The sequence below is a fragment of the Streptomyces odontomachi genome (assembly GCF_024435355.1).
In the GTDB taxonomy this organism is placed as follows: domain Bacteria; phylum Actinomycetota; class Actinomycetes; order Streptomycetales; family Streptomycetaceae; genus Streptomyces; species Streptomyces odontomachi.
Map to the genome: position 1 here is coordinate 38,439 of NZ_JAMJWG010000002.1, position 23,260 is coordinate 61,698.

A 23,260-nucleotide genomic window follows, 5' to 3' on the forward strand; every position below is an offset into this window, starting at 1 on the left:
CCACTCATCACCACGGACGCTAGACGTTGACCACAGGGGCAAGGTCAACCGGTCTCCGTACACTCTCCCGGAGCGCACGCGCACGGCGGCAGAGAACCACCTCGCCGGCCACGGCGCGGGCTACCCGATACCGCCGTTGCTCTGCACGAGCTGGCCGTTGATCCATCCGCCCTCTGCCGAGCGGGAGCAGCGGTGTGGCGAGCACATAGCGGTAGCCCTCGCTCAACTCGCGGCGATACGTGCGCGGCGACGCCGGCCCGGAGCGCTTCTGGGGCTCGGCCTCGGCCAGGCCGCGCAGGCCGACTGCGAGGAGCGAGGCCGACACGGCGAAGGTCGCGGCGTCCAGCAACAGGACGTTCTGCGCACCCAAGAGGGCGATGAGCACACCGCCGACTGCCGACCCGATCATCCCCGCACAGCGTGCGGCGCCGTCATACCAGGCTGCGGCCCTGGTCAGCAGCATCCCGGCAGAGTCGGCGAGAGGAGGCAGCAGTACACCGCGGGCGGTGTCGCCCAGGGCATGGAACAGCCCGGCGACGGCCATCAGCCCGCACAGCATCCAGAAACGCAGCGGGCCGACGAACTCCAGCAGGGGAACGGCGGCGACGGCCGCCCCGCAGACGAGATCGGACGCGACGCCGACCCGCCGCCGCCCTATCAGGTCGATCACCGGACCGCCGACCACGGCTGACAGCACGATGGGCAGCATCGTGCAGAACGCCACGATCCCGGCCTTGGTCGCGCTCCCCGTGCTGTGCAGGACGAACCACGGCACGGCCATCCCGGTGAGCGCATTCCCGGTGATGGAGACGACGTTGGCGGCAAGCACGGCGGTGAACGGGCGGCGATTGCCGGGCAAGAGCGGCTCCACAGGGGTGCGCACATCGGGACGTGGCGCATCGTGGCACGGGAACGGGGCTCAGGACACGGCAATATTCGCTGCTCGGCGCCCCGCTGTGGGGCCGGCCGGGATCACAGGAACCGCCCGTGCGCTCTCCGGGGTTTGCACGGCCGTCGGCCCGGGGTTTGCACGACCGGCGGCGCGTCCCGCTGGTGCGATCATGGCACGTCATGTACGCAGAAGCAGAGCCGGCCGGGAGCGAGGACGCGGCCGCAGGCTGGCCGGACGTGCCGGGCGACACCGCGTTCACCATCAGGGTGCCTGCGGCCGATCCACTGGTGAGGGCCCCTTTTCCGGCCCATGTGACCGTGCTCTACCCCTTTGTGCACGAGAGTCGTATCAACGCCGCCGTCGACCGTGAGCTTGCCGCGCTCTTCGCCGGTCACGACGCCTTCACCCTCACCTTCGACACCTTCAAACGCTATCCCGGGGTGCTCTACCTCGACCCGTGGCCGCACCAGCCCGTGACCGCGCTGGCCAAGGCCCTCACCCGGCGCTGGCCCGAAGCGGTGCCGTACCGGGGGATATTCGGCGCCGGCCTCGCCCCGCACCTGACGATCGCGAACGACCAGCCCCCCGCCACCCAGGACGCCGCCTACGACGCGTTGCAGGCCGAACTGGCGCCGCGGTTGCCGCTGAGCTGTCGCGTCTCGTCGGTGCACCTCATCGTCTGGGACGGCACTCGCTGGCAGGACCGGACCGTCTACCGGCTGGCGGGTCACCGCTGAGGCGCCGGGGCGGAAACGGTGACCGCGTCAGCCACGCTCCGCCCCACTCCGTCGATGGCACACGGACGGGGCCCGACGGGGCTCAGACGAGGTCGGGTTGCGGTTTTGCCGGTTGCGGTCCCGGGTGCTGCGTCGGCGTGGCCTCCGGGTCCCACAGCCGCGTGAGGCGCACATAGCCGTGGATCACCGAGGCCATCGACAGAAGGAGGAGCGGCCCGAACACCCACGCGTGCCGGGCCATCTCCGTCGGAAGATAGCGATAGGACACCAGGAGCAGGGCGAACACCGTCGTGCCGTGCAGGGCGAACCGGAGCCCCGGCCAGTCCCAACCGCGGTCGAACGCCCGCATGGCCGCCTCGATGGTCAGCGCGAACACCGCACCGGCAACGAGGTCCGCGCCGTAGTGGAAGCCGAATCCCAGGGTCGCGGTGAGGGTGGCGACCAGCCAGAAGGTGCCGGCCCATTGCAGCACCCGCGGGCCCTTACGGGAATGGATGAACAACGTGATGGCCCAGGCCGTGTGCAGGCTCGGCATGCAGTTGCGCGGGGTGATCTCGTCGAACGGCATCCAGCGTGGGGGGTGGATCGGCGGCGGCGTGTGCGGCCACACGTTGGCCACCACCCACTGCCCGCCGTCGGCCCCATAGGCGAAGACCGGCCCGACCACCGGAAAGAGCATGTAGATGCCCGGTCCGATCAGGCCGATCACCAGAAAGGTGCGCACCAGATGGTGGCCCGGGAAGCGGCGCTCGACCGCCACATTGCGCAGCTGGTACAGCGCGATGACGGCCGCTGCCAGCGGGAGCTGGCCATAGACGCCGTTGAGAAGGTGGGCGCCGACCGGGCCCGTCGCCGTGACCAGCTGGCCCACCAGCCACGACGGGTTGCCCAGCGCGTGGTCGGCGGTCGCCACGTACTGGTCGAGCACGTCCGGACGCGTCTTCGACGTGATGAGCAGCCAGGTGTCGCCCGTCTTGTGACCGGCCACCAGCAGCAGGCCCAGCCCGACACCCTTCAGCAGCAGAACGCGTTCCGGGCCGGTGCGGCGCGTGACGGCGATCACCGCATGGCCCAGAATCACCCACAAGGCACCGTTGCCGAAGTTCATCTCGGCGCCGACCGCCCACCGCACCAGCCAGAACACGACATCGATGCCGATCGCGGCGCCGACCGCAACGAACCGCTGCCGCCAGGTGAGCACCACCATCATCAACGCCATACCGGCGTACAGCAGCGGCCCCGAACGGGGAGCGAAGATCACCTCGCGCGCCTGGTTCGTGATCGGCCCCGGCAGGCCGTAACGACGCGCGGCGACCTCCAGCATGATGAGGAAACCGAGGACCGCCACACCGGCTGCGGCCCACAGCATCACCTGCGGTCGACGACACGCGGCGAGTACAGCTCTGCCGTTTATTCGGGAAAACACCCGCGATACGATGGATATCAATTGTTTTGTCTATTTTGCTAGATAGTGGCCATGGTGATCACTCTTTGTACCGAAGGGCACGTTTTTCCGGTGAAAGCCCGTCGATGGGGCGATCACCGCAAGTTCGAACATGCTACCGGAGCGGTCCGGATGGGCTTCGCTGGTCACGGGTGGTTCGAGGGGCTGTCGCCGTCGCGCCCGACGGTCCGGGCCGCCCGCCACGACACGGCGCGGCCGGCCCGCTCTGGAGGTCAGGGACGGGAGAGGCGTGCGGCGTCCTCCTGACGCAGCACGTCGTAGCCGACGAAGTCGAACATGCGAGTTCCGGTGCGAAGGGGCCGAGGAGCGCCGGCGAACCGGTGCGCGCCAACCCCATAGCCTGCGTCCGGCTCGGACAACCACCGGAGTTCGAAGCCCTGCCCCTCGAACCAGTCACAGATCAGCGGTACGCAGTCGGGCGCGGCACGGTGTCGGGTCCAGATGACCGTGCCTCCGGTCTTGCACAGCTGTCCGCAGGCACCGACGGTGCGTTCGATGTCGGTGTCGGTGATGTTGCCGAAGACCCCGCAGACGAGGAGGAGGTCCGCCGGGGCCATGTCCCGGTAGTGGTCGACGAGCCCCGCGTCGCCCGTCACCACCTCGACGTTGTTCAGCCGCGCCCGCCGGGCCGCCTCCGATGCCACGCCGCTGTTCCGGGGATCCAGCTCGACAAGTCTCGCCCGCACATCGTCCCGGCGGGGATGATCAGCAAGGACGGGCAGGAGGTCCCTGCCCTCGCCGGCACACAGGCTGATCACCTTCAGGGGCCCGACCGGGGCACCGTCCAGGGCCAGGCGCGCCTGCTCCTGAACCGCCCGCAGCCGCCGCGCCATCCAGGAGTCGGCCACGTCGTACCTGTCGTGCCAGGCATTCCAGTCCATTGCTGAACCATAGGGCGGCTCGCTCAGGGCTGTCCCCGTAATTGCTGGTCACTCGACCGAGGAACCGGGCGGTGCCGCTGGAAACCGGCGACGCCAACGGGGAAGTTCTTACGCACGCTGCTGGCGTCGGCCGGGGCCATCGCGCCACCCGAGTTCATCGAGCAGCAGGTCGCCGACTCCGCCCGGTTCGGGACTCCCGCCGACCGTGCGCAGCCGGCTGCCCGTGCCGCCGCACACCTGTCGCCCGACGGCACATGGCAGACGCTGCCGGAGCGGGCGGAGGCGTCGGACGTCCTCGACGAGCTCCACCGGCTCGGCGCGCTCGGGGCCACCGCATGGCTGGACGGCGTCGACTGCCCGCTGCTGCTGTACAGGCCGGCCGACGGCTACCGCCCACGCCCGGCATGGAGTGGTTCGACGAACTCGGTTCCCTGTTCGCACACGAGGTCTCCGACGAGCTGGCCGCGCTCTCCCGCACCCGGCCGACGATCAGCGTCGACCGGATCGACGCCACCCACCCCATGAACCTGGAGACTCGGGACACGGTGGCGAGTCTGATCACCGCGTTCGTCGGAGGGCTGCCCGACCAGGGAATCCGGCACGGTGGTCGCCGCTCGTGCGGGGCGGCGATACCGTTCGTCGGACATCCAGACGATCTTTCGACACCCTTCGGAGCAGCCGTGAGTGACGCTTACTCCCCCGTTCCGGAACTCAACGAGCTCAAGGAGTTCGAGGAGCGCTGCGGAAACGAGTACTACGCCGACGGGTTCGAGCTCGTCGAGTTCGGCAGGCCCAGCGGCGCCGAAACCTACTCGGAGGAGCAGGAGTTCATCGACAGCTTCGTGTGCTTCGCCCGCGCCAACAGAACTGGTTCGGACTATGCGTTCTGGCGCGTGGACGACCGCCCCGACCTGGCCACCGTGCCCGTGGTGGTCTTCGGCGACGAGGGAGGAATAGGGATCGTCGCCGGCAACCTCCGGGACCTGTTGCGGCAACTCGGATGTGACTGGTGGCAGTGGCCCTCCTGGGAGGGGGCCCAGTTCATGGCGCCCGACCCCGACGACAAGCCCAGCCCACGCCATGGGGACTATCTCGAATGGCTGAAGGAGACCTTCGACCTCACCCCACCGGACGATCCCAACGAGCTCCGGCACGTCGCCGAGGGCGAGTTCGGCACTCTGTTGGAGAACTGGGTGGATCGCTTCTACCAGGAGGAGTAGAAGCGGAGAAGAGGCGTAGCGGACGAGGGAGGAGCTGTCGCGGGCCGCTGCCCGATGGCCGACCGGGCCGCGGACGGGTCAGGTCTTCCTGGTCAACGTGCGCTGGGCGTGGTGTCGCACCACGGCCTCGTCGACTTCCACCCCGAGTCCTGGTCCGTCCGGGATCGGGATCTCTCCGGCGTGTACGGCGAGCGGTTCGGCGAGCACCGGCGTCTCGTCGCGTAGTGGATGGAAGTCCTCACCGAAGTACTCCTGCGGCCTGTCGCACAGCGGGACGCTGGCCCAGTAATGCAGGTGGGCGACGGTGCCGAGGGTGGGTTCGGTGTTGTGGCACACGATGCGCCGGGAGGCCGCCTCGGCGAGGGCGGCGATCTTCATACCGGCGGTGTAGCCGCCGCATGCGGTGATGTTGGGCTGGAGGACGTCGACCTTGCCCACGCCGATGAGGTCGCGAAACCCGGTCAGGGTGTGGGTCTGTTCTCCGGCTGCGATGTCGAGGTCGAGCGCCGTGGCGAGGCGGGCGTATCCGTCGAGGTCCCACGGGGCGACGGGCTCCTCGAAGTGGGTCACGCCGAGTTCCTGGAGCGCACGGCCGACCCGCAGGGCGTCGGCCGCCGTGAAGGCGTTGTTCACGTCCACCATCACCCGCACCCGGTCAGCCACTGCGGCCCGTACCGCCGTGACCGTTGCGACGGTGTTGTCCGGGACTCCCTCGAGTCCCCAGACGGTGGCCGTGTGCAGCTTGACGGTCGTGTACCCCTCGGCGTGCAGGGTGGCGACCTTGGCGGCCTCCTCGTCGGGTGTGCGGCCGACCCGCATGGCGCTGGCGTAGACCGCGGCCCGCTGGCGGAACCGGCCCCCCAGCAGGCTCCATACGGGGCGGTGCAGAACGCGCCCTTGCAGGTCGTGAAGGGCGATGTCGACGGCGCTCGCGGCGGCGGCATGGGCGCCCCCGCCGAAGCGGTAGCCCTGCCGCAGCAGGTCGCGTGAGAGCGGCCCGGTGTGGAAGATGTCCCGCCCGAGGACGAGTGGCGCCGCGCGTTCCAGCGCGTCGAGGGCGCTGCCTTCCGAGGTCGCGACCGCCTCACCCCAGCCGCTCGAGCCGTCCGAGGCGGTCAGCTTGACCAGCACGAAGCGATCGTGCAGCTGGAAGCCCTCCACCCGTCGTACCGTCAGATCCGCCACGGCTCCTCCTCCGTCTAGACGTTTCCGAAACGGTCGACGCACTCCGCGAGCGGTGACCCGTCCGCCAGCGCGGCGCGGATCCGTGCTTCGCTCTCGGTGAGCCGTTCGGCCCGTACGAGTGCCTCGTCGACGTGCTCGTCAGGTATCACGACCGTTCCGTCGTCGTCGGAGAGGACGAAGTCGCCGGGACGGATCGTCGTCCAGGTCGAGGTCGCTCCGGGAAGGCGGACGGGAACCTGCCGGCCGATGACCCGCCAGCGGCCGAGCGACTGGGTCGGGGTCACGTAGCGAGCGACGACGGGGAACCGGTGGTGCCTGAGCCAACGGACGTCCCGGACACCGCCGTCGACCAGGGCACCCACCGAGCCGTGCTCCCGCATGCCCACGGCGATCATTTCGCCGAAGTAGCAGATCCCGACGCCCTGCCCGCTCCATACCGAGACCTCGTCGGGCCCGATTCCGTCACAGGCCTCGATCTTGGCCGGGTCGGGGCAGACCTCCGACGGCTGCATATGGCCGACGATGGTGTAGGCCCAGCCCGCCAGCCCGTCGCCGCAGACCGCACGCAGGTCGGGGGATAACGACTGGTCGTGCAGGCCGAGTGAATCGAGTACGTCGGCGACGGTCGCCGTCTCCAGTGCGGTGAACCGGCTTCGGATGCCGCGTCTTTCCTCGGGTGTGCGCATGCCCAACTCCTGTCGCTCGGTGCCGAGAGCTCGTCGTGGCCGCGTTTCGTCGTTCGACACGGTCCAAGCGCTGGGAATCATGCCCCCGTCGCACGCGGATCATCGCGCCGTTTCCGGGTCCGACACCCGTCAGCCCAGGCTCGGCGGGGCCCAGTCGGCGTGCCGCAGGATGGTGCGGGCCGTCGCACGGGACGGGGCCAGCCGGAGGGCCGCATTGCGGAGGGAGACGGCCATGGGATGGGTCAGCCGCTGGCCCATTCGGCCGGCCTGGCGTGCGGCCCGTGCCACGGACTGACTGCGCGGGCGGCGCTGGGCGTCGTAACGCGCAAGTGCCCGTTCGACCGTGCGCTCGGTGGCGAGCGCGGCCGCCAGGGTGACCGCGTCCTCCAGGGCCTGGCAGGCGCCCTGGCCGAGGTTCGGAGTCATGGCGTGCGCCGCGTCCCCGACCAGTGCGATCCGGCCGACGGCGAAGGCGGGCAGGGGCGTCGCCAGTTCGTGGATGTCATGGTGCAGGACGGCCTCCGGCCGGGTCGCGTCCAGCAGTGCGGGGATGGGATCGTGCCAGCCGCCGAACCGCCGGCGTACCGCGGCAAGGGGATCCGCATGCCGTGTGCCGGCGGGCGCGTTGAGCACCGCGTGCCACTCCGCCCGGCCGTCGGCGAAGGCGATGTGGCCGAACTCGGTGCCCCTGCCCCAGGTCAGTTCGAAGTCGGTGGGCAGCGGCACCGGATGCGCGGTGATGGCGCGCAGGACCGTCGATCCGCTGTGGACGGGGCCGGGATGGCCTGGAAACAGCTGCGTGCGTAGCCGGCTGTCCACGCCGTCGGCTGCCACGACCAGGTCCGCGTCGAGGGCTCCGGCCCGGCCGGGCACCCGTGCCCGGCCGGGGTCCGAGCAGTCGACGGATGGCACGTCCGTCCCGATGGCCAGGCACCCGACCGGCAGTGCCGCACGCAGCAGACGGTGCAGGTCGGCTCGGGGGACACCGACGATCGGCGTGCCCAGTGCACGCTCGAGCGCGGCTCCGTCCATCCGTGCCAGCCAGCTGCCGTCGGGCGTGCGGGTACCTCCGGTGTACTGGGGACGCGCAACCGCGCGAACCGCTTCGCCGACGCCGAGGACGTCCAGGGCCCGGATGCCGTTGGCGTGCAGGGAGATGCCGGCGCCCACGTCGGCCAGGACCGGAGCGCGTTCCAGCACCGTCACCTCCCACCCGATCAGGCGCAGGCCGATCGCCGTGGCCAGCCCTCCGATGCCTCCCCCGACGACCACCGCACTGCCGGTCATGCCCGCCCCTCCTCGTCCGCCCCACCGCACCTTCTACAGCTGTAGAAGCAGGGTATTCCCCCTCTCTACAGGTGTAGAAATGGGGGGTGCCCGACGATCGACGTACCGTTCTTGCCGACACCGCCATCGCGGTGCTCGCCGAGACCGGGATACGAGGACTCACCCATCGCGCCGTGGACCGGGCGGCGAAGCTGCCGCCCGGCACCACATCCGCCTACTTCCGCACCCGCCAGGCGCTGCTCACCGCACTGGTCCGGCGTCTGGTCACGCTCGACCAGGCGGAACTCCAGGAGATCGGGAGCCGGACACCGGTGCCGAAGAGCCCCGAAGAACTGGTGGCAGGGCTCGTCGCCTTCGTCGAGCGGCGACTCACCGGAGAGGGGCGACGACGTTCCCTCGCGCGCTACGCATGCGCCATCGAGAGCGTCCATCACCCCGAACTGCGGGAGATTCTCCTACCACGCGAGAACGCGGCGCGCCAGGCAGCACAGGACTTCCTGGCTGCGCACGGCATCGCGGACGCCGAGGACCGTACCGTCACGCTGCTGACGTGCGTGGACGGACTGGTCTTCGATCGCCTTGTGAACGGGGGAAGCGTGTCCGACCAGGAGATCCGACGGCTGGTGTCGGCGGCGCTGCGCTAGAGGGTGTCTGACAAATGAGCGCGGGAGAAGGAGCGTCGTCTGGTGCGTGCGATAGCAAGGCGCCGAAGCGCCCGCGATGGGGCCCCCTGTTCGAGCGAAGCCGAGACGCCCTCGTCGGAGAGGTCGAGCGGTGGGCTCGGCGGAATCGCGCCAGGACCATGCGGTTGGCGGTGGTGCCCGGCAACGGACCGGCGTTCGCGTTGTACGAACGCTGCGGTTTCCAGGACACGGGAGAGCTCGGTGATGTGCTGCCGGACGGCGTGCGCAGGGAACTGGTGATGGCGAAGGAACTGCCTGTCGTATGACTGCCCTTCGGATGTGCAGCGGTCAGAAGTGGGTGGCGACATGGAAGGCCTGGCGGAGCTGGGCCATGTCGTGACGGTCGTGGTCGGCGGGTGCGTAGCCCTGGTGGAAGTGGACCTGCTGCTCCGGCGACAGGCACGGCACGGTGGACGCCAGGATCGTGCCGGTGACGAAGCACGAAGCGGGATAGGCGAACGGACGCTCCGGGTCGGGTGATGCCTGCACGGCGGAGCCATCGGCAGCGAAGACCAGGGGATGGAGATCGATCTCCCTGCCGCCGGGGTCGGCGACGACGAACCGGACGGGGCGCCAGTCGAGGGTCTCGACGAATCCGGCAGCCGCGAGAGCTGCCATCACAACGGGTTCCTGGTCGCCGCGGTGCATCAGGTCAAGGTCACGGTGCCGGCGGGTTTGCCGACCCACCAGAGCGTCGATGCCCCATCCACCACCGAGGTTCGTCGACCAGATCAGGGAGATCGCCCGGATCCCCGCGTCCGACGACGACGGAGACCTCGTCCGGGGCCTGTTCCTCGCCAGCCACGAAATCGACGGGACGACGGAGTGGCAGGTCCGCGGTGGTCGGCTCGTCGTCCTGCCGGGCGACATCAGACACCGGTATCTCGAGGCATAGCCTCCGCAGAGTTCGGGGAACCCCACGATCGCGACCGGCCGGCGGCGCCACCTGCGTCACGCCGTCCGAAGATCCGCCGCGCAGGCCCGCAGGGCCGTCGTGGGCAGGCTCGCCCTCCTCGACGGGTAGCCGGTGCCGTCCGCGGCCGGGTGAGCCGCAGGCGGGAGGCGGGGGCCCGAGACACGAAGCCGCACCGGGCCCGCCCCGCACGGTGCAGGGGGGCCGGTGCGGCCCGCCGGGTTCCCGGCCGGCGGGCGGACGCCGGAACGCCGAGGGAACGGGTGGCGCAGGTTCAGCCGGCGAGGTACCGCTCCACGGCACCCAGCGTGACCGTGTCCGTGAGGTATCCGATGTGGGTCTGGCAGGCCACGAGGTGGTTGGTGGCGCCGCTCAGCTCCGTGCTGGTGTAGGGGATGATCACACCGTCGCAGGGTGAGTACCAGGTGGCGTACTGCGTGTCGCCCGGTGTCTCGTCCCCGGAGTTGAGGGTGTCGAGGAAGCTGGAGCCGGGGTACATCTCCACGCACGACGGGTTCGTCAGGCACGCGGACGCGTAGGTGGTGCCGTGGTTGGCGCCCGCGATGGAGGCCAGCCGGCGCACGTGCGGCTGGCCGCCGAGTTCCTTGACGTACCAGTCGCTGACCAGGCCGCCCATCGAGTGGTTCACGATGTCGACCTGCTGGGCGCCGGTCTGCGCGAGCACCTGCTGGACGTAGGAGGCGAGCCCCGCCGCGCTGGTCCTGTTGGACTGGGCCCAGTTGTACTCGTAGGCGAACAGCTCGCCGCTGCTGTAACCGGCGGCCCGGAACACGGACTCGGCCGTGACCCAGTTGCTGGCGCTGCCGGTGTATCCGTGGACGAAGACGACCGGGGTGTGGCCGGCCGCCTGCGCGGTGCCGGGCAGCGCGAGCGCTCCCAGGCCGAGGGTGGTGAGCAGGGCGAACAGGAAGGCGGACAACCGTCTCATAGCGGCTCCTCGGGTCGGTGACCCTTGGAGTCTCGGTGCCGCGCAGGGTGCACGGACCGGTGAAATCACCAGTCCTCGCACCACCCCTACGATTGTCATGTCCCAAACAGCAAGAAGTGGTCTTCCCCTCCTCGCAACACGGGCCTGACACTGGCGAGATGGAGGCTGAACCGAGCGGTGACAAGCCGCCTTCGCCTGCGATCCACGGGCGGGACCGGGAGATCGGTGTGCTGCGTGCCGCGGTGGCCGGGGCGCGGGCGGGGCAGGGTGCCGCCGTCCTGGTGGCGGGCGAGCCCGGCACGGGACGAACGGCCCTGCTGACGGCCGCCGCACGCCTCGCGGACGGCTTCACGGTGCACCGCATGGCCGGGATCGCCCAGGAGGCGGACCTGGTGCCGGCCGGCCTGCACCGGCTGCTCCTGCCGCTGGCCCCGCAGCTCGGCTCCCTGCCGAAGGCGTCGGCTCGGCTGTTGGCGGAGGTGCTGTCCGGCCGGCTTCCCGAGGCTGGCGAACTCGGCATCGGCGTGGCCCTCCGCCAGTTGCTGGACGCCGCCGCCCGGTCGCGCCCGCTCGCCTGGTTCGTGGACGACGCCCAGTTCCTGGACGAGGTCTCCCTGCGGGTCCTGGGATGCGCGGCACGCCGACTCGCGGAGCTGCCCGTGCTGGTGGTCCTGGCGGCCGATGCCGGGTCGTGGGCCGCGACGGTGCTGGAGGGCACGCACCGCATCGACCTCCCGCCGCTGGCCCCCTCCGCCGCCGCCTGCCTGCTGCGAGACAGGGCCGCCGTCCCGCCGGATCCGGCGACCGAGGCGGAGCTGGTGCACCTGGCCGAAGGCAGTCCACTGGCCCTGGTCGAGCTGGCCACGGCGCTGCGCCGGGGGCCTGCCGCAGCTCCGCACGCGCTGCCTGCGGGGAGCCGGCTGCGCGCCCATCATCGACGCCGTGTGCAGGCGCTGTCCGACGCGGCCAGGACGACGGTGTGGCTGGCCCTGGTCGGCGAACGGTTGCCGGTGCAGGCCCTGACGGCGGCGACGCGGGTCTGCCGGACGGGCGTCGCCGGTTCGCCCGGCCCGGCCCGGGCACTCGACGAGGCGCTGGGATCCGGCCTCGTGACGGTGGCCGAGAACGGTGCCGGCGTCCGGGAGGTCACGGTGCCGGGTCGTCTGCTGCGGGCCAGCCTGTGCGCCGAGATGTCCCTGGCCGACCGGCAGGCAGCGCATGCGGCGCTCGCCGAGGTGCTCGACGGCGACTCGGTCCGGCTGCTTCGGGCGGTGCACCGGTTCGCCGCCGCCCAGGCCCCGTCCGACGAACTGGTGCGACAGCTGGACGAGACGGCACGGACGGCGCGTGCCGACGGCGACCCTGCGGCCTCCGCCTCGGTGCTGGAGCGTGCGGCGGAGGTCGTCGCGCACCCGGACACCCGGGCCCGCTGGCTGGTCACGGCGGCAGCGGACCGGTTGGCCGCCGGCGAGCCGGAGCGTTCGCGCGCGCTGCTGCGGCGCGTCCTGCCGCGCTGCCCGGTGGCGGGCACCAGGGGGCTGCGGATGCTGGTGCACGGGGAGATCGAGCTGCGGGACGGCGTGCCCGCCAGCGCCTGCCACTCCCTGTCCTCGGCGGCCGGTCTCTTCTCCCCCGCGGAACGCAGCCTGCGGGCCCGTGCCCTGGTGCTCGCGGGCGAGGCGAGCTGTCTTGCGGGTGATTTCAGCGCCTACTTCGCGCTGGCGGCCCAGGCGGAGCTGGCCCGGCTCGCCGACGATCCGCCGACCGTGCGGCTCGTGTACGACCACTTCACCGGGATGGCGGCGACCTTCCGGGGGCAGCACGCCGAGGCACGGCACCACCTGCGCGGTGTCATCCGGACCGCCGCCGCGCTGCGTGACCCCGAATCGCTGATCCTGGCCAGCCAGGCCGCGTACACGCTGGGCGAGGCCGGGCAGGCGCATGCGCTGGCGGTCGCGGCGGTGCACGGGGCCAGGGAGTCGGGCAGGGCGGGGCTCGTGCCGGGCGGCCTGGTGTACCAGTCGCTGTCGGCCCTGCTGCTGGACCGTTACGCCGCCGCGGAGGCCGCCGCGCTGGAAGGGCTGCGGCTGGCGGAGACGACCGGGCAGCGCAATGTGGCCGTGGACCACATGGCCGTCCTCGGGCTGCTCGCCGCGCTCCAGGGCGACCGGGCGTCCGCCGCGCTGCGGCTGGGTGCGGCCGCACACGAGGTGGCCGCCCGGGAACTCGGGCGGCCCCAGGCGTTCAACTGCTGGGTCTCGGCCTGCATCGACCTGGTGGAGGACCGCCCGGCCGACGCGCTGCACCGGTTCCGGCAGATGACGGCGGGGACCGGGCAGTTCAATCCGGCCATCCGGGCCCTGGCGACCCCGCACTACGTGGAGGCTGCGACCCGCTGCGGCCAGCGCAGCAGAGCTGCCGGCGCCCTGCATGCCTTCGAGAGCTGGGCCGCGGGGTCCGGCAGCACGACACGGCTGGCGTTGGCCCAGCGCTGCCACGGGCTGCTGGCCGAGGACGACTCGGTCGCCGAGGAGCACTTCCGTGAGTCCCTGCGCCTGCACCAGCACGCCCACACCGCCCTGGAACTGGCCAAGACGGAGTTGTTCTTCGCCCACCGGCTGCGCCGGGCCCGTAAGCCGGGCGCTGCCCGCAGCCTGTTGAGGGAGGCTTTGACGATCTTCCAGCAGTTCGACGCCCGCCCCTGGGCGGACCGGGCGACGGCGGAGCTGCGTGCGGCAGGGGACACGGTGGGCCCGGCCACGTCGCACGCCAAGACGGAACTGACGGCGCAGCAGATGCGGATCTCCGCGCTCGTGGCACAAGGGGCCACCAATCGGGAGATCGCCGACCGTCTCGTCCTCAGCACCCGGACCGTCGACTACCACCTGCGCAACATCTTCGCCCGCCTGGGGGTGCGGTCACGCGTGGAGCTGGCGGCGCTCTTCCGCTGATCTGCCGTTGCCGGCGGGTGGCGGCTGAGGGGAAGGGCAGGGCGGGCCCGCGCTGCCCGCCTAGGCTGATCACCATGCGCCCCAGATCCGGGAGAGCCCTTGCCATGATCGACATCGCCCGGCAGCCCGTCGTCGACGCTCCACGGCCGCGTCCCCTCGCCGTCGGGGGTGACTGAGGATGCTCAACGAGGCCCAGTGGGACACGATCGACACGCTCATCGCCTGGCTGGACGGTGCCAACGGCCGCGACCGGCAGGAAATCACCCTGCGGATGATGAAGCTCGCCGAAGAGGTGGGCGAGGTCACCCAGGCGTGGATCGGGTTCACCGGCCAGAACCCCCGCAAGGGCCACAGCCACAGCCTGGACGACGTGCGCGATGAGTTGTGTGACGTCATCATCACCGCCGCGGTGGCGCTCGGCACCGTCACGGACGACCCGGGCGCCGTCCTCGACGCGGCCCTCCAGCGCATCGCCGCACGCCGCCTCACCCCGGTGCAGGACGCGTGATGCCGTCCCGGGTCCGGACCACTGCCATGCCGTAGTCCTGATGCGCGTCGCGGCGAGCGGCCCGAGCACCGAAGACGCTCCGCGGTGTCCGGTCTGCCGGTGATGGGGCCATCGGTCAGGACCGACTCTGACCGGTAACGCCCTGTCCGCTACAACCTTTCGGCTATGTGATGACTCAAACGGTTGCGCCGGAGTTTCCCGGTGCAACAGCCCTGTGCTCACAACCTCGGGGGGAAGCGATGAGACCTGACTTCACCGGGCGCGTGCTGCGCCTGAGATCCGGCGTCTGCGCGGCGGTGGTGGCGGCCGGTCTGCTCGTCGCCGGCCTCGCCGCTCCGGCGTCGGCCGACGATCCGCCGCAGACCGACGCACTGTGGATCGAGGAGCCGTACGAGCAGACGCTGCCGCTCGGCACCGACGGCGGCCAGCCGCAGTCCCGCACGCTCGACATCGGCCTCTACCACGACAACGACACCTTCACGGTGACCGACGGCAGGCTCACCGTGGACGTCTCCGGGCTCGTCGGCGTCGCCGACGTGAGCTGGCCCGACGCCTGCACGCCGAGCGGGACGACCGCGGTGTGCACCGTGCCCACCGTGCCCGTGATCGGTCCCGACTACGCGGCGCAGGTCCACCTCACGGTCCGCGCGGCCGACGGTGCTGCGGCCGGTGCGCAGGGCAGCATCACGTACGAGGCGACGGCCACCGGTGGCCCGGACGGCACGCTGACCGCGCCGCACGACAGCTTCGAGACCACGCTCACCGTCGGCAGCGGCCCCGACCTGGCCATCGACGACGTCGCCGGGATCGAGCACGCCCAACCCGGCGACGAGCAGACGATCCCGTTCCGGGTCACCAACATCGGCAACGAGAGCGCGAACGGGTTCACGGTGAGCCTGAGCGCCTCGCACGGCCTGGAGGACCTGCCGCGCTACGACGCGTGCACGTACACCTCGTCGAACGATGACGACTACGCACCGATGACCTACGTCGACTGCGCCTTCGACCAGGTGCTGGCGCCGGGCGACTCCTTCGAGCTGCCCGCCCCTCTGACGGTGCTGCTCGCCCCGTACGCGCTGAACGAGCGCCTCGACATCGACGTCGAGCCCGGCGACGGCGCCCAGGACCTCGACTCCGGCAACGACTACCTGGCGTTGCAGATCGGCGCGGACAACACCGCGGACTTCTCCGTGACCGGCGACGCGGTCTCCGGGGCGGCGGGAGAGACGGTCAAGGCCCGGCTCACGTTCGCCAATCACGGCCCGGCCTGGGTGGCCAACCTCGGCTCCGGAGAGGCGGTCGCGCAGGTGCGGCTGATCGTGCCCGACGGCACCACGGTCACCGGTGTGCCGTCCGACTGCAATCCCCACACCCTGTCCGGCGGTTACTACCCGCAGCGCACGGGCGCGCCCCGCTACGACTGCGACCTGCCGTACTGGGTGCTGGAGGACGCGAAGCGCGGTTACGCCTTCTCGTTGCGCATCGACACCGTGGTGCCCGGCGTGCGGGGTGCCGTGAGCGTCCAGCCGTGGGACGGCGACTTCCCCTTCGATCCGGACACCACGAACAACACGGCGGCCCTGGCCGTCAACTGACCGGCGGCGACGGTGCACTGCTCGGTACGGCCGGTGCCGCACACCGGCCGTACCGAGCAGCAGCACTACCGGCAGCAGGTCAGCACCGCAGCCGGCGTGGCAGGGTCGCGGCCTCCGGGATGCGGTCCCGGTACGTCTCCGCGGCGAACTCCAGGAAGGTCTCGACGTCGTCGAGGTGGGACGCCAGGCCCAGTGACACCCGCACCGCGCCGCCGGAGGGCAGCTCGAGATCGGCCAGGTAGTCGTCGACGGTGTCGAGCCGGTCGTGCGCCGCGCGGCGCAGCACGGAGTGGCCGAGCCCGAACACGGTCTCCCCCGCCCCCGGGTTGCAGAAGCATCCGGTCCGCAGGGAGATGGTGCGTGCGGCGGCGTCGCGCGCCACGACCCGCTCGTCGACGATCCGCCCCTGCGGATCGAGGAAGTTCATGGCGACCGTGCCGCCGCGTCGCTCGGTGTCCGCGGGCCCGTAGAGGCGGACCATCGGCGCGCCCGAGCCGTGCCGCAGCTCCGCCAGGCCGGTCAGCAGCCGGCCGGTCAGGGCGGTGACATGGTCGTGCACCGTGTCGATGCCGATACCGCGGATCCAGTCGAGACCGACCTCGACATCGGGGATGCTCAGGAAGTTCAGCGTGCCGTCCTCGAAGGCCGACTCGTCGTCCGTCATGCGGTGCCACTGCCCCTGGGCGCTGGCCATCTGGATGGTGCCACCGGCGAACCACGGCCGCCGCAACCGGGCCAGCGCCGGGCGCCGCGCGATGAGGCAGCCGACGCCGGTGGGGTAGCCGAACACCTTGTACCAGCTCACGGCCACGAAGTCGGGTTGCAGCACGGCGAGGTCGAGCCGGTTGGTGGTGACGTAGGCGGCGGCGTCGAGCAGGACGTCGTACCCGAGGGAGTGCGCCGTGTCGATCCACTCCAGGGGATGCCACACCCCGGAGAAGTTGCTCTGCGCGGGATAGGCGAACAGCCCTCGCGCCGCGCGTTCCGTGCCGGCGCGGCCGTTCCGCGCGGCTTGCGCCAGCGCCGTGTGCACGGCCTGGTCGGACACCCGCAGGCCGGGGGTGTCCAGCGGTATGTACACGGTGCCGGTGCCCTGGGCCTTGGCGTATTCACGCAGCCCGTTGACGGAGTTGTGGTTGTCGGTGGTCAGGACGAGCGGGCTGCGCGGGTCGAACGGGTACGCCTCGCCGACGAGCCGCATGGCGCCGGTGGCGTTCGGGGTGAAGATGACGGCGTACTGCTCCGGGTCTGCGTTGAAGAACCGCAATACCGCACGTCTGGTCCGGACGAGAAGCTCTTCCGTCGCCGTCGACGTGGGATTCTCGGAGTGCGGGTTGCCGTAGCAGCCGGAGGTGATGCGTTCCGCCTGCATCGCCAACTGGAATCGCGCGGGCAAGCCGGCGCCGGCGTAGTCGAGGTAAACGTGGTGATTCTCGTCCAGGTAGCCGTATTCCGTGGCGCGTAAGTGAGTCAGGGTTCTTTGGTCGAACATATATCCACTATATGACCGCCCTTGACAGCCACTTGACATCAGCGCGGCTATTGCCGGTCATGGCGTCCGATACCGCCCCCTCAGACGATTCTCGCGCGTGCGGCAGTCCGCCGGCACCCGCCGCCGACCTCCAGCATGCCGGGGGATCCGGCGTCCGGAGCCGACCGGCGGAACAGGGTCGGATCGCAAGGTCAGATTGGCGCGAAAGGGGCCGGAGCGCGTCGGCCAAAGGCCTCTTTGACGTCACCGGGGATGCCCTGCCCGCGCCGTCACCGGCGCCGGGCTTCAGTCCACTTCCGAGCGGGCAAAGCAAGCGGCACCGCAGGGGGTTTCCGCGGCGGGCGGTGACGGCGTGAAACGCGGCGGGGATAATTGTCATGCACCTGCTTTGAATACACCCGCTTTTCCGTTTCCTGCCATGGTCGTCCGCCTCGTTCCAGGCCCGCGTTTCTCTTCCTTCCGGGCGCTCGCCCGCCGTATCCCCGGGGGCCCGTTTCCCGCCCCGCCGGAGGTGGGCGGCATTTACACCGCGCGTACCGGCTCCCTAGCCTGAGATCGTTCGCGGTACGGAACGGAGGCGGGCGGGTGCACCCTACGAGGGTCGTGGTGCTGGGCGCGGGAATCGTCGGCGCCGCCTGCGCCCGCGAACTCGCCGTGGCGGGTCTTGACGTCACCGTCCTGGACCGGGGCGGCCCCGCATCGGGCACCACCTCGCACGGCGAGGGCAACATCCTCGTCTCCGACAAGGTGCCGGGCCCCGAACTCGAGCTCGTGCTGCTGTCGCGGCGGTTGTGGCCCGAGGTGCTGGACGCCGTCGCCGAGCACGCCGCGCCCACGTCACCGTCTCCCTCGTGCGCCGAGTGGGACCCCAAGGGGGGCATCGTCGTGGCCACCACCGACGACGGTGCCGACGGGCTGACCCGGTTGGCCGCGGCGCAGCGGGCCGCCGGGGTGCGTGCCGAGCCGATGGGATCCCGAGAGGTGCGCGCCGCCGAACCGTTCCTGACGGAGCGGCACACCGCCGCCGTGTACTACCCGGACGACGCCCAGGTGCAGCCGGCCGGCGCCGCCATGGTGCTGCTCGGCGACGCCCTTGCGCACGGCGCCGTGCTGCGCAGGGGGCACGAGGTGGTGGGCGCCGTCACCCGTGGCGGCCGGCTCGTCGCGGTGCGCACCACCCGGGGAACGGTCGGGGGCGATGTGTTCGTCAACGCGGCCGGGCCGTGGTCGGGCGGGCTGTCCGTGCGGCTCGGCGCGCCGGTCGACGTCCGGCCGCGGCGCGGCGAGATCCTGGTGACCACGCCGCTGCCGCCCACCGTCTTCCACAAGGTGTACGACGCCGACTACGTGGGAGCCGTCGGCAGCGGCGACACCGGGCTCCAGACGTCGGCGGTGGTGGAGGCGACCCGCGGCGGCAGCGTGCTGCTCGGCTCCTCGCGGCGGCACGCCGGCTTCGACGACCGGCTCCGCCCCGAGGTGCTGTCCGCGATCGCGGCCACCGCGCTGCGGCTCTTCCCCGCCCTCGCTGACGTGCCCGTGATGCGGGCCTACGGCGGCTTCCGCCCCTACGTCGCCGACCATCTGCCCGTCATCGGCCCCGACCCGCGGCTGCCCGGCCTGTGGCATGCGACCGGGCACGAAGGCGCCGGCATCGGACTGTCCGTGGGCACCGCCCGGCTGCTGCGCGAGCTGCTGCTCGACGAGCGGCCGAGTCTCGACCCCGCCCCCTTCCGGGTGAACCGGCCGGCCGTGTGGGGTGAACCGGCCACCGCGGACGGCACCGAGCCGGCCGGCCCCGACGCGGGCACGGTCACGGACACGGGAGCCGGGACGACGGGGGAAGGCTCCGCAGCCGCGGGGAGCACGGCGCCGGACGTGCCACGCCCCGGCACCGCACCCCACCCCACCGGGACTTCGCAGGCCCCACCGCCCACCGAGGAGCAGCCATGACCCCCAGGCTCGTACCGGCGCACCACGATGCCGTGCGCCGCACGGACCGCCCGCTGACCGTCACCGTCGACGGCACGCAGGTGACCGGCGTCGCGGGCCAGTCGCTGGCCGGGGTGCTGCTCGCGGCGGGCCGCACCGCCTGGCGCACCGGTCGCACGGGTGCGCCACGGGGCGTGTTCTGCGGCATCGGTGTGTGCTACGACTGCCTGGTCACCGTGAACGGTGAGCGTGACGTACGCGCCTGCCAGCGCCGCGCCCGCGACGGGGACACGGTGACGACCCAGTCCCGCGCTCCCCGGCCTCGGTCCCCGGCTCCGGATGCCGCCTCGCACGCCCCGGAGCCCCCGGACGCCGCCGGCCGTACGGCGGGGCGGCCGTGACGCGCCGTACGGTGGTCGTGGTGGGTGCCGGACCCGCGGGTCTCGCGGCCGCTGACACCGCGTTGGCCGCCGGTGCCGACGTCGCCCTGCTCGATGCCGCTGACCGGCCCGGCGGCCAGTACCACCGCATGCTTCCCGAGGCGTACGGGGCCCGGGCCCCGCAGGCGATCCAGCACGGCCACCACGCGTTCACGCGCCGTGCCCACCGCGTCCTCGACCATCCGCGGTGCTCCTGGTGGGCGGGCGCCGAGGTGTGGGCGCTGGAGCGTCCGGAGCCCGGCACCGTGGCCCCGCCGAAGGTGCACGTCCTCTCCGCCGCGCCGCGCGGCCCGCGCCGGCGACACGTCCTGGCACCTGACGCGCTCGTCCTCGCGACCGGCGCCCACGACCGCGTCCTGCCCTTCCCGGGCTGGGACCTGCCCGGGGTGTACACCGCGGGCGCCGCACAGGCACTGGCCAAGGGAGAGCGGCTCGCCGTCGGAGACCGGGTGGTGGTCGCCGGCACCGGGCCGTTCCTGCTGCCGGTCGCGGTGTCCCTGCTGGAAGCCGGGTCCACGGTGATCGAGGTCGTCGAGGCCGGTGAGCGGGTGCGGGTGGCGCGCGGCTGGCTCGACCATCCCTGGGAACTGGGCGCGCAGGCCGGCAAGAGCGGTGAACTCCTCTCCCTGGCCACCGCGCTCGCCCGCCGCCGGGTGCCGTACCGCTTCGGCCGGGCCGTGGTGGCGGCACGCGGCGACGGCCGGGTGGAGGAGGTGGTGACCGCGGCGGTGCGCACCGACTGGTCCGTGGTGCCCGGCACCGAGCGGACCACGGCGGTCGACGCGGTGTGCGTCGGCCATGGCTTCACGCCCCGGCTCGAACTCGCCGTCGCCGCAGGGTGCGCGTTGCGACCCGGCCCCGGTGGCGCATCCACCGACGTGTTCGTGGGTGTGGACGGCGACCAGGCCACCAGCGCCCCCGGGGTGTATGCGTGCGGTGAGATCACCGGCATCGCCGGGGCGCCGGCGGCCCGTACCGAGGGCGCGCTGGCGGGCTGGCTCGCCGCGGGTGGCGCACCGGACGCCCGGTCGCTTGCGGCCCTGCGCAGGCGCCGTGACCAGGGCCGCGCCTTCGCCCGCCGGCTCGCGGACGCCCACCCGATCGGCTCCGGGTGGCCCGGCTGGCTCCGGCCCGACACCGTGGTGTGCCGCTGCGAGGAGACGGACTACGCGACGGTGCGTGCGGCGGCCGAGGACGCCACGGCCGGCGAGGCACGGGTGGCCAAGCTGGCGACGCGGGCCGGACTCGGGCCCTGCCAGGGCCGGATCTGCGGGCCCACCGTTGCCGAGCTCCGCCGTCTGCACGGCGCCCCGCAGCCCCCCGGGCCCCCGACCGCCCCCGTCGATCCCGGCCCCCAGCACCGTCCCCTCGCCGCGCCGATCCGGCTCGGCGAACTCGCCCGGCCATCCGTGGAGGAGAGCGGCCCATGAGCACCCGCGCAAGCATCCCCGCACACACCGTCCCCGAGCACGCCCTGACCGGTGTCGTCGTCGCGACGGCGCTGCCCTACCGTGCAGACCCGAAGGCGCCTGCCGGCCTTGCCGTGGACTACGACCGGTATGCCGAGCACTGCCGCTGGCTGGTGGACAACGGGTGCGACGGCGTCGGCCCGAACGGTTCGCTGGGCGAGTACTCGTCGCTCACCGACGAGGAGCGCCGCCGGGTGGCCCGCACCGCGATCGAGGCGGTCGCCGGGCGCGGCAAGGTCATCGTCGGCGTGCACGGCGTCGGCTCGCACCAGGCCGCGCACTGGGCCGAGGCCGCGGCCGAGGACGGCGCCGACGGGGTGCTGTGCCTGCCGCCGACGATGTACCGCGCCAACCGGGGCGAGGTCATCGCGCACTTCGAGGCGGTGGCCGCGGTCGGGCTGCCCGTGATGGTCTACAACAACCCGCTGGACACCAAGGTCGACCTCACGCCGGACCTGCTCGCCGAGATCGCCCGTATCGACGGCGTCCAGGCGGTGAAGGAGTTCTCCGGTGATGTGCGCCGGGTGCTCCAGATCAAGGAGCAGGCGCCGTCGTTGGACGTGATCGGGGGCGCGGACGACGTCGTCCTGGAGAGCCTGCTGATGGGGGCCACCGGCTGGTTCGCCGGTTTCCCGAACGTCTTCCCCGCCGAGTCGGCCGAGCTGTTCCGGCTGGCGCGTGAGGGGCGTCTCGCCGAGGCTCGGGCGCTGTACGAGCCGCTGGTCGCCGCGTTCCGCTGGGACTCGCGTACCGAGTTCGTACAGGCCATCAAGTTGGGCATGGAGTTGGTCGGCCGGTTCGGTGGGCCCTGCCGGCCGCCCCGCGGTCCCCTGCTGCCGGCCCAGCGCGCCCAGGTGGCGGACGAGATGGAGCGCGCCGTCAAGGCCATCGAGGCGCAGCGGCAGGCCGTCTGATGCGCAGCGTCCGCGCCATCAGCGCCGTCGACTCGCACACCGAGGGCATGCCCACCCGGGTCGTCACCGGCGGCGTGCCGCCGATCCCCGGCGCCACCATGGCCGACCGGCGCGCCTACGCCGTCGAGCACCTGGACGGGCTGCGCCGGTTCCTGATGGACGAGCCGCGCGGACACCCGGCGATGAGCGGCGCACTGCTCCAGCCGCCGGCCCGCGCGGACGCGGACTGGGGCGTCGTCTACATCGAGGTCAGCGGCTTCCTGCCGATGTGCGGGCATGGCACGGTGGGCGTGGCGACGGTGCTGGTGGAGACCGGGATGGTGCCGGTGACCGAGCCGGAGACGGTGGTGCGTCTCGACACTCCCGCCGGTCTGGTGGAGGCCAGGGTCGCGGTACGTGACGGGGTGGCCGAGCAGGTGACGCTGCGCAACGTGGCCTCCTTCGCGCTCGACCTGGGCGCGAAGGTGACCGTCCCCGGCATCGGCGAGGTCACCTACGACATGGCGTACGGCGGCAACTTCTACGCCATCGTCGACCTGGCGAGCGTCGGTCTGCCGTTCGACCGGGCCCGCAAGGACGACATCCTCGCCGCGGGCCTCGCGATCTCCCGGGCGGTGGACGAGCAGAACATGCCCGTTCACCCCACCGACCCGCAGATCCGGGGCTGCAAGCACGTGCAGTTCCTCGCCCCGAACGCAGGCGCCCGGCACTCGCGCAACGCGATGGCGATCAGGCCCGGCTGGTTCGACCGCTCCCCGTGCGGCACCGGCACCTGCGCCCGCATGGCCCAGTTGTACGCCCGCGGCGAGTTGCCCCTCGGCACCGAGTTCGTCAACGAGTCCTTCATCGGCACCCGCTTCACCGGCCGCCTGCTGGACACCACCGAGGTCGGCGGCGTCCCGGCGGTGCTGCCCGAATTCTCCGGGCGCGCATGGATCACGGGCACGGCGACGTATCTTCTCGACCCGTCGGACCCGTTCCCGGAGGGCTTCGTGCTCTAGGGCTCCCGGCCGTAGGTGGTGGCCCGCCGGGTGGGCGGCCGGGTGAGTGGCCGGGTGAGTGGT

General features: G+C 72.0%; 22 protein-coding genes. 13 read left to right on the forward strand and 9 right to left on the reverse strand.

Annotated features, from left to right (window positions below):
- Nucleotides 1-19 precede the first annotated feature (19 nt).
- Nucleotides 20-859 carry an MFS transporter gene (locus NQO67_RS04765; protein WP_308295618.1) on the reverse strand — a complete coding sequence of 280 codons (840 nt, stop codon included), beginning with the start codon at nucleotides 857-859 and terminating at the stop codon, nucleotides 20-22.
- A 212-nt stretch (nucleotides 860-1,071) separates the two neighbouring features.
- Here NQO67_RS04765 and NQO67_RS04770 point away from each other — a divergent pair, with 212 nt between their 5' ends.
- On the forward strand, nucleotides 1,072-1,629 hold the full coding sequence (locus NQO67_RS04770) for a 2'-5' RNA ligase family protein (protein ID WP_255946925.1): 558 nt from the start codon (nucleotides 1,072-1,074) through the stop codon (nucleotides 1,627-1,629).
- Between the two features lie 82 nt (nucleotides 1,630-1,711).
- On the opposite strand, the gene NQO67_RS04775 is transcribed toward NQO67_RS04770, so the two are convergent.
- Nucleotides 1,712-2,998: a phosphatase PAP2 family protein gene (locus NQO67_RS04775; RefSeq protein ID WP_255946927.1), complete on the reverse strand. Its 1,287-nt coding sequence runs from the start codon at nucleotides 2,996-2,998 to the stop codon at nucleotides 1,712-1,714.
- 308 nt (nucleotides 2,999-3,306) lie between these two features.
- Nucleotides 3,307-3,975: a class I SAM-dependent methyltransferase gene (locus tag NQO67_RS04780; RefSeq protein WP_255946929.1), complete on the reverse strand. Its 669-nt coding sequence runs from the start codon at nucleotides 3,973-3,975 to the stop codon at nucleotides 3,307-3,309.
- Nucleotides 3,976-4,379: 404 nt separating this feature from the next.
- Between NQO67_RS04780 and NQO67_RS04785 the strand changes: the two genes are divergently transcribed.
- On the forward strand, nucleotides 4,380-5,195 hold the full coding sequence (locus tag NQO67_RS04785) for a hypothetical protein (RefSeq protein WP_255946931.1): 816 nt from the start codon (nucleotides 4,380-4,382) through the stop codon (nucleotides 5,193-5,195).
- A gap of 78 nt (nucleotides 5,196-5,273) precedes the next feature.
- Here NQO67_RS04785 and NQO67_RS04790 read toward each other — a convergent pair whose 3' ends face one another.
- The 3 genes from NQO67_RS04790 to NQO67_RS04800 all read right to left on the reverse strand — a co-directional run bounded on the left by NQO67_RS04790 (nucleotide 5,274) and on the right by NQO67_RS04800 (nucleotide 8,353).
- Entirely contained in the window at nucleotides 5,274-6,380 is a 1,107-nt protein-coding gene (locus NQO67_RS04790) for a mandelate racemase/muconate lactonizing enzyme family protein (RefSeq protein ID WP_255946933.1), read from the reverse strand.
- A gap of 14 nt (nucleotides 6,381-6,394) precedes the next feature.
- The gene (locus tag NQO67_RS04795) at nucleotides 6,395-7,066 is read right to left on the reverse strand and encodes an RraA family protein (RefSeq protein WP_255946935.1); all 672 of its coding nucleotides are present in this window, start codon (nucleotides 7,064-7,066) and stop codon (nucleotides 6,395-6,397) included.
- A gap of 129 nt (nucleotides 7,067-7,195) precedes the next feature.
- Nucleotides 7,196-8,353 carry an FAD-dependent monooxygenase gene (locus tag NQO67_RS04800; RefSeq protein ID WP_255946937.1) on the reverse strand — a complete coding sequence of 386 codons (1,158 nt, stop codon included), beginning with the start codon at nucleotides 8,351-8,353 and terminating at the stop codon, nucleotides 7,196-7,198.
- Nucleotides 8,354-8,439: 86 nt separating this feature from the next.
- Between NQO67_RS04800 and NQO67_RS04805 the strand changes: the two genes are divergently transcribed.
- Both NQO67_RS04805 and NQO67_RS04810 read left to right on the forward strand, forming a co-directional pair.
- Nucleotides 8,440-8,997, forward strand: a complete 558-nt coding sequence (locus NQO67_RS04805) for a TetR/AcrR family transcriptional regulator (RefSeq protein WP_255946948.1) — start codon at nucleotides 8,440-8,442, stop codon at nucleotides 8,995-8,997.
- Nucleotides 8,998-9,011: 14 nt separating this feature from the next.
- Nucleotides 9,012-9,302: a GNAT family N-acetyltransferase gene (locus tag NQO67_RS04810; RefSeq protein WP_374118901.1), complete on the forward strand. Its 291-nt coding sequence runs from the start codon at nucleotides 9,012-9,014 to the stop codon at nucleotides 9,300-9,302.
- A 22-nt stretch (nucleotides 9,303-9,324) separates the two neighbouring features.
- Here the strand turns inward: NQO67_RS04810 and NQO67_RS04815 are convergent, their stop codons facing one another.
- Nucleotides 9,325-9,786 (reverse strand): nucleotidyltransferase domain-containing protein, encoded by a 462-nt coding sequence (locus tag NQO67_RS04815; protein ID WP_255948404.1) that lies wholly within the window; start codon nucleotides 9,784-9,786, stop codon nucleotides 9,325-9,327.
- Here NQO67_RS04815 and NQO67_RS04820 point away from each other — a divergent pair.
- Nucleotides 9,734-9,931, forward strand: coding sequence for a hypothetical protein (locus NQO67_RS04820; protein WP_255948502.1), 198 nt, complete (start codon nucleotides 9,734-9,736; stop codon nucleotides 9,929-9,931). The genes NQO67_RS04815 and NQO67_RS04820 overlap by 53 nt on opposite strands.
- A 292-nt stretch (nucleotides 9,932-10,223) precedes the next feature.
- Here NQO67_RS04820 and NQO67_RS04825 read toward each other — a convergent pair whose 3' ends face one another.
- Nucleotides 10,224-10,898: an esterase/lipase family protein gene (locus NQO67_RS04825; RefSeq protein WP_255946950.1), complete on the reverse strand. Its 675-nt coding sequence runs from the start codon at nucleotides 10,896-10,898 to the stop codon at nucleotides 10,224-10,226.
- Nucleotides 10,899-11,056: 158 nt separating this feature from the next.
- Between NQO67_RS04825 and NQO67_RS04830 the strand changes: the two genes are divergently transcribed.
- From NQO67_RS04830 to NQO67_RS04840, 3 genes are all read left to right on the forward strand, one after another.
- Complete coding sequence (locus NQO67_RS04830) at nucleotides 11,057-13,849, forward strand: LuxR C-terminal-related transcriptional regulator (RefSeq protein WP_255946951.1); 2,793 nt, start codon at nucleotides 11,057-11,059, stop codon at nucleotides 13,847-13,849.
- 178 nt (nucleotides 13,850-14,027) lie between these two features.
- Nucleotides 14,028-14,357, forward strand: a complete 330-nt coding sequence (locus NQO67_RS04835; RefSeq protein WP_255946952.1) for a MazG-like family protein — start codon at nucleotides 14,028-14,030, stop codon at nucleotides 14,355-14,357.
- Between the two features lie 239 nt (nucleotides 14,358-14,596).
- The gene (locus NQO67_RS04840) at nucleotides 14,597-15,952 is read left to right on the forward strand and encodes a COG1361 family protein (RefSeq protein ID WP_255946953.1); all 1,356 of its coding nucleotides are present in this window, start codon (nucleotides 14,597-14,599) and stop codon (nucleotides 15,950-15,952) included.
- A gap of 79 nt (nucleotides 15,953-16,031) precedes the next feature.
- Here NQO67_RS04840 and NQO67_RS04845 read toward each other — a convergent pair whose 3' ends face one another.
- On the reverse strand, nucleotides 16,032-17,444 hold the full coding sequence (locus tag NQO67_RS04845) for an aminotransferase class V-fold PLP-dependent enzyme (RefSeq protein ID WP_255946954.1): 1,413 nt from the start codon (nucleotides 17,442-17,444) through the stop codon (nucleotides 16,032-16,034).
- 585 nt (nucleotides 17,445-18,029) lie between these two features.
- Here NQO67_RS04845 and NQO67_RS04850 point away from each other — a divergent pair.
- From NQO67_RS04850 to NQO67_RS04870, 5 genes are read left to right on the forward strand one after another with little or no spacing between them, the layout of a single operon-like run.
- Entirely contained in the window at nucleotides 18,030-19,394 is a 1,365-nt protein-coding gene (locus NQO67_RS04850) for an NAD(P)/FAD-dependent oxidoreductase (RefSeq protein WP_255946955.1), read from the forward strand.
- Nucleotides 19,391-19,774: a (2Fe-2S)-binding protein gene (locus NQO67_RS04855; RefSeq protein ID WP_255946956.1), complete on the forward strand. Its 384-nt coding sequence runs from the start codon at nucleotides 19,391-19,393 to the stop codon at nucleotides 19,772-19,774. The genes NQO67_RS04850 and NQO67_RS04855 overlap by 4 nt, the downstream gene beginning before the upstream one ends.
- Complete coding sequence (locus tag NQO67_RS44165) at nucleotides 19,771-21,243, forward strand: FAD-dependent oxidoreductase (protein WP_255946957.1); 1,473 nt, start codon at nucleotides 19,771-19,773, stop codon at nucleotides 21,241-21,243. The genes NQO67_RS04855 and NQO67_RS44165 overlap by 4 nt, the downstream gene beginning before the upstream one ends.
- On the forward strand, nucleotides 21,240-22,196 hold the full coding sequence (locus NQO67_RS04865) for a dihydrodipicolinate synthase family protein (protein ID WP_255946958.1): 957 nt from the start codon (nucleotides 21,240-21,242) through the stop codon (nucleotides 22,194-22,196). Before NQO67_RS44165 ends, NQO67_RS04865 begins: the two co-directional genes overlap by 4 nt.
- A complete protein-coding gene (locus NQO67_RS04870; RefSeq protein WP_255946959.1) occupies nucleotides 22,196-23,197 on the forward strand; it encodes a proline racemase family protein in 1,002 nt (333 codons plus the stop codon). Before NQO67_RS04865 ends, NQO67_RS04870 begins: the two co-directional genes overlap by 1 nt.
- Nucleotides 23,198-23,260: the final 63 nt, after the last annotated feature.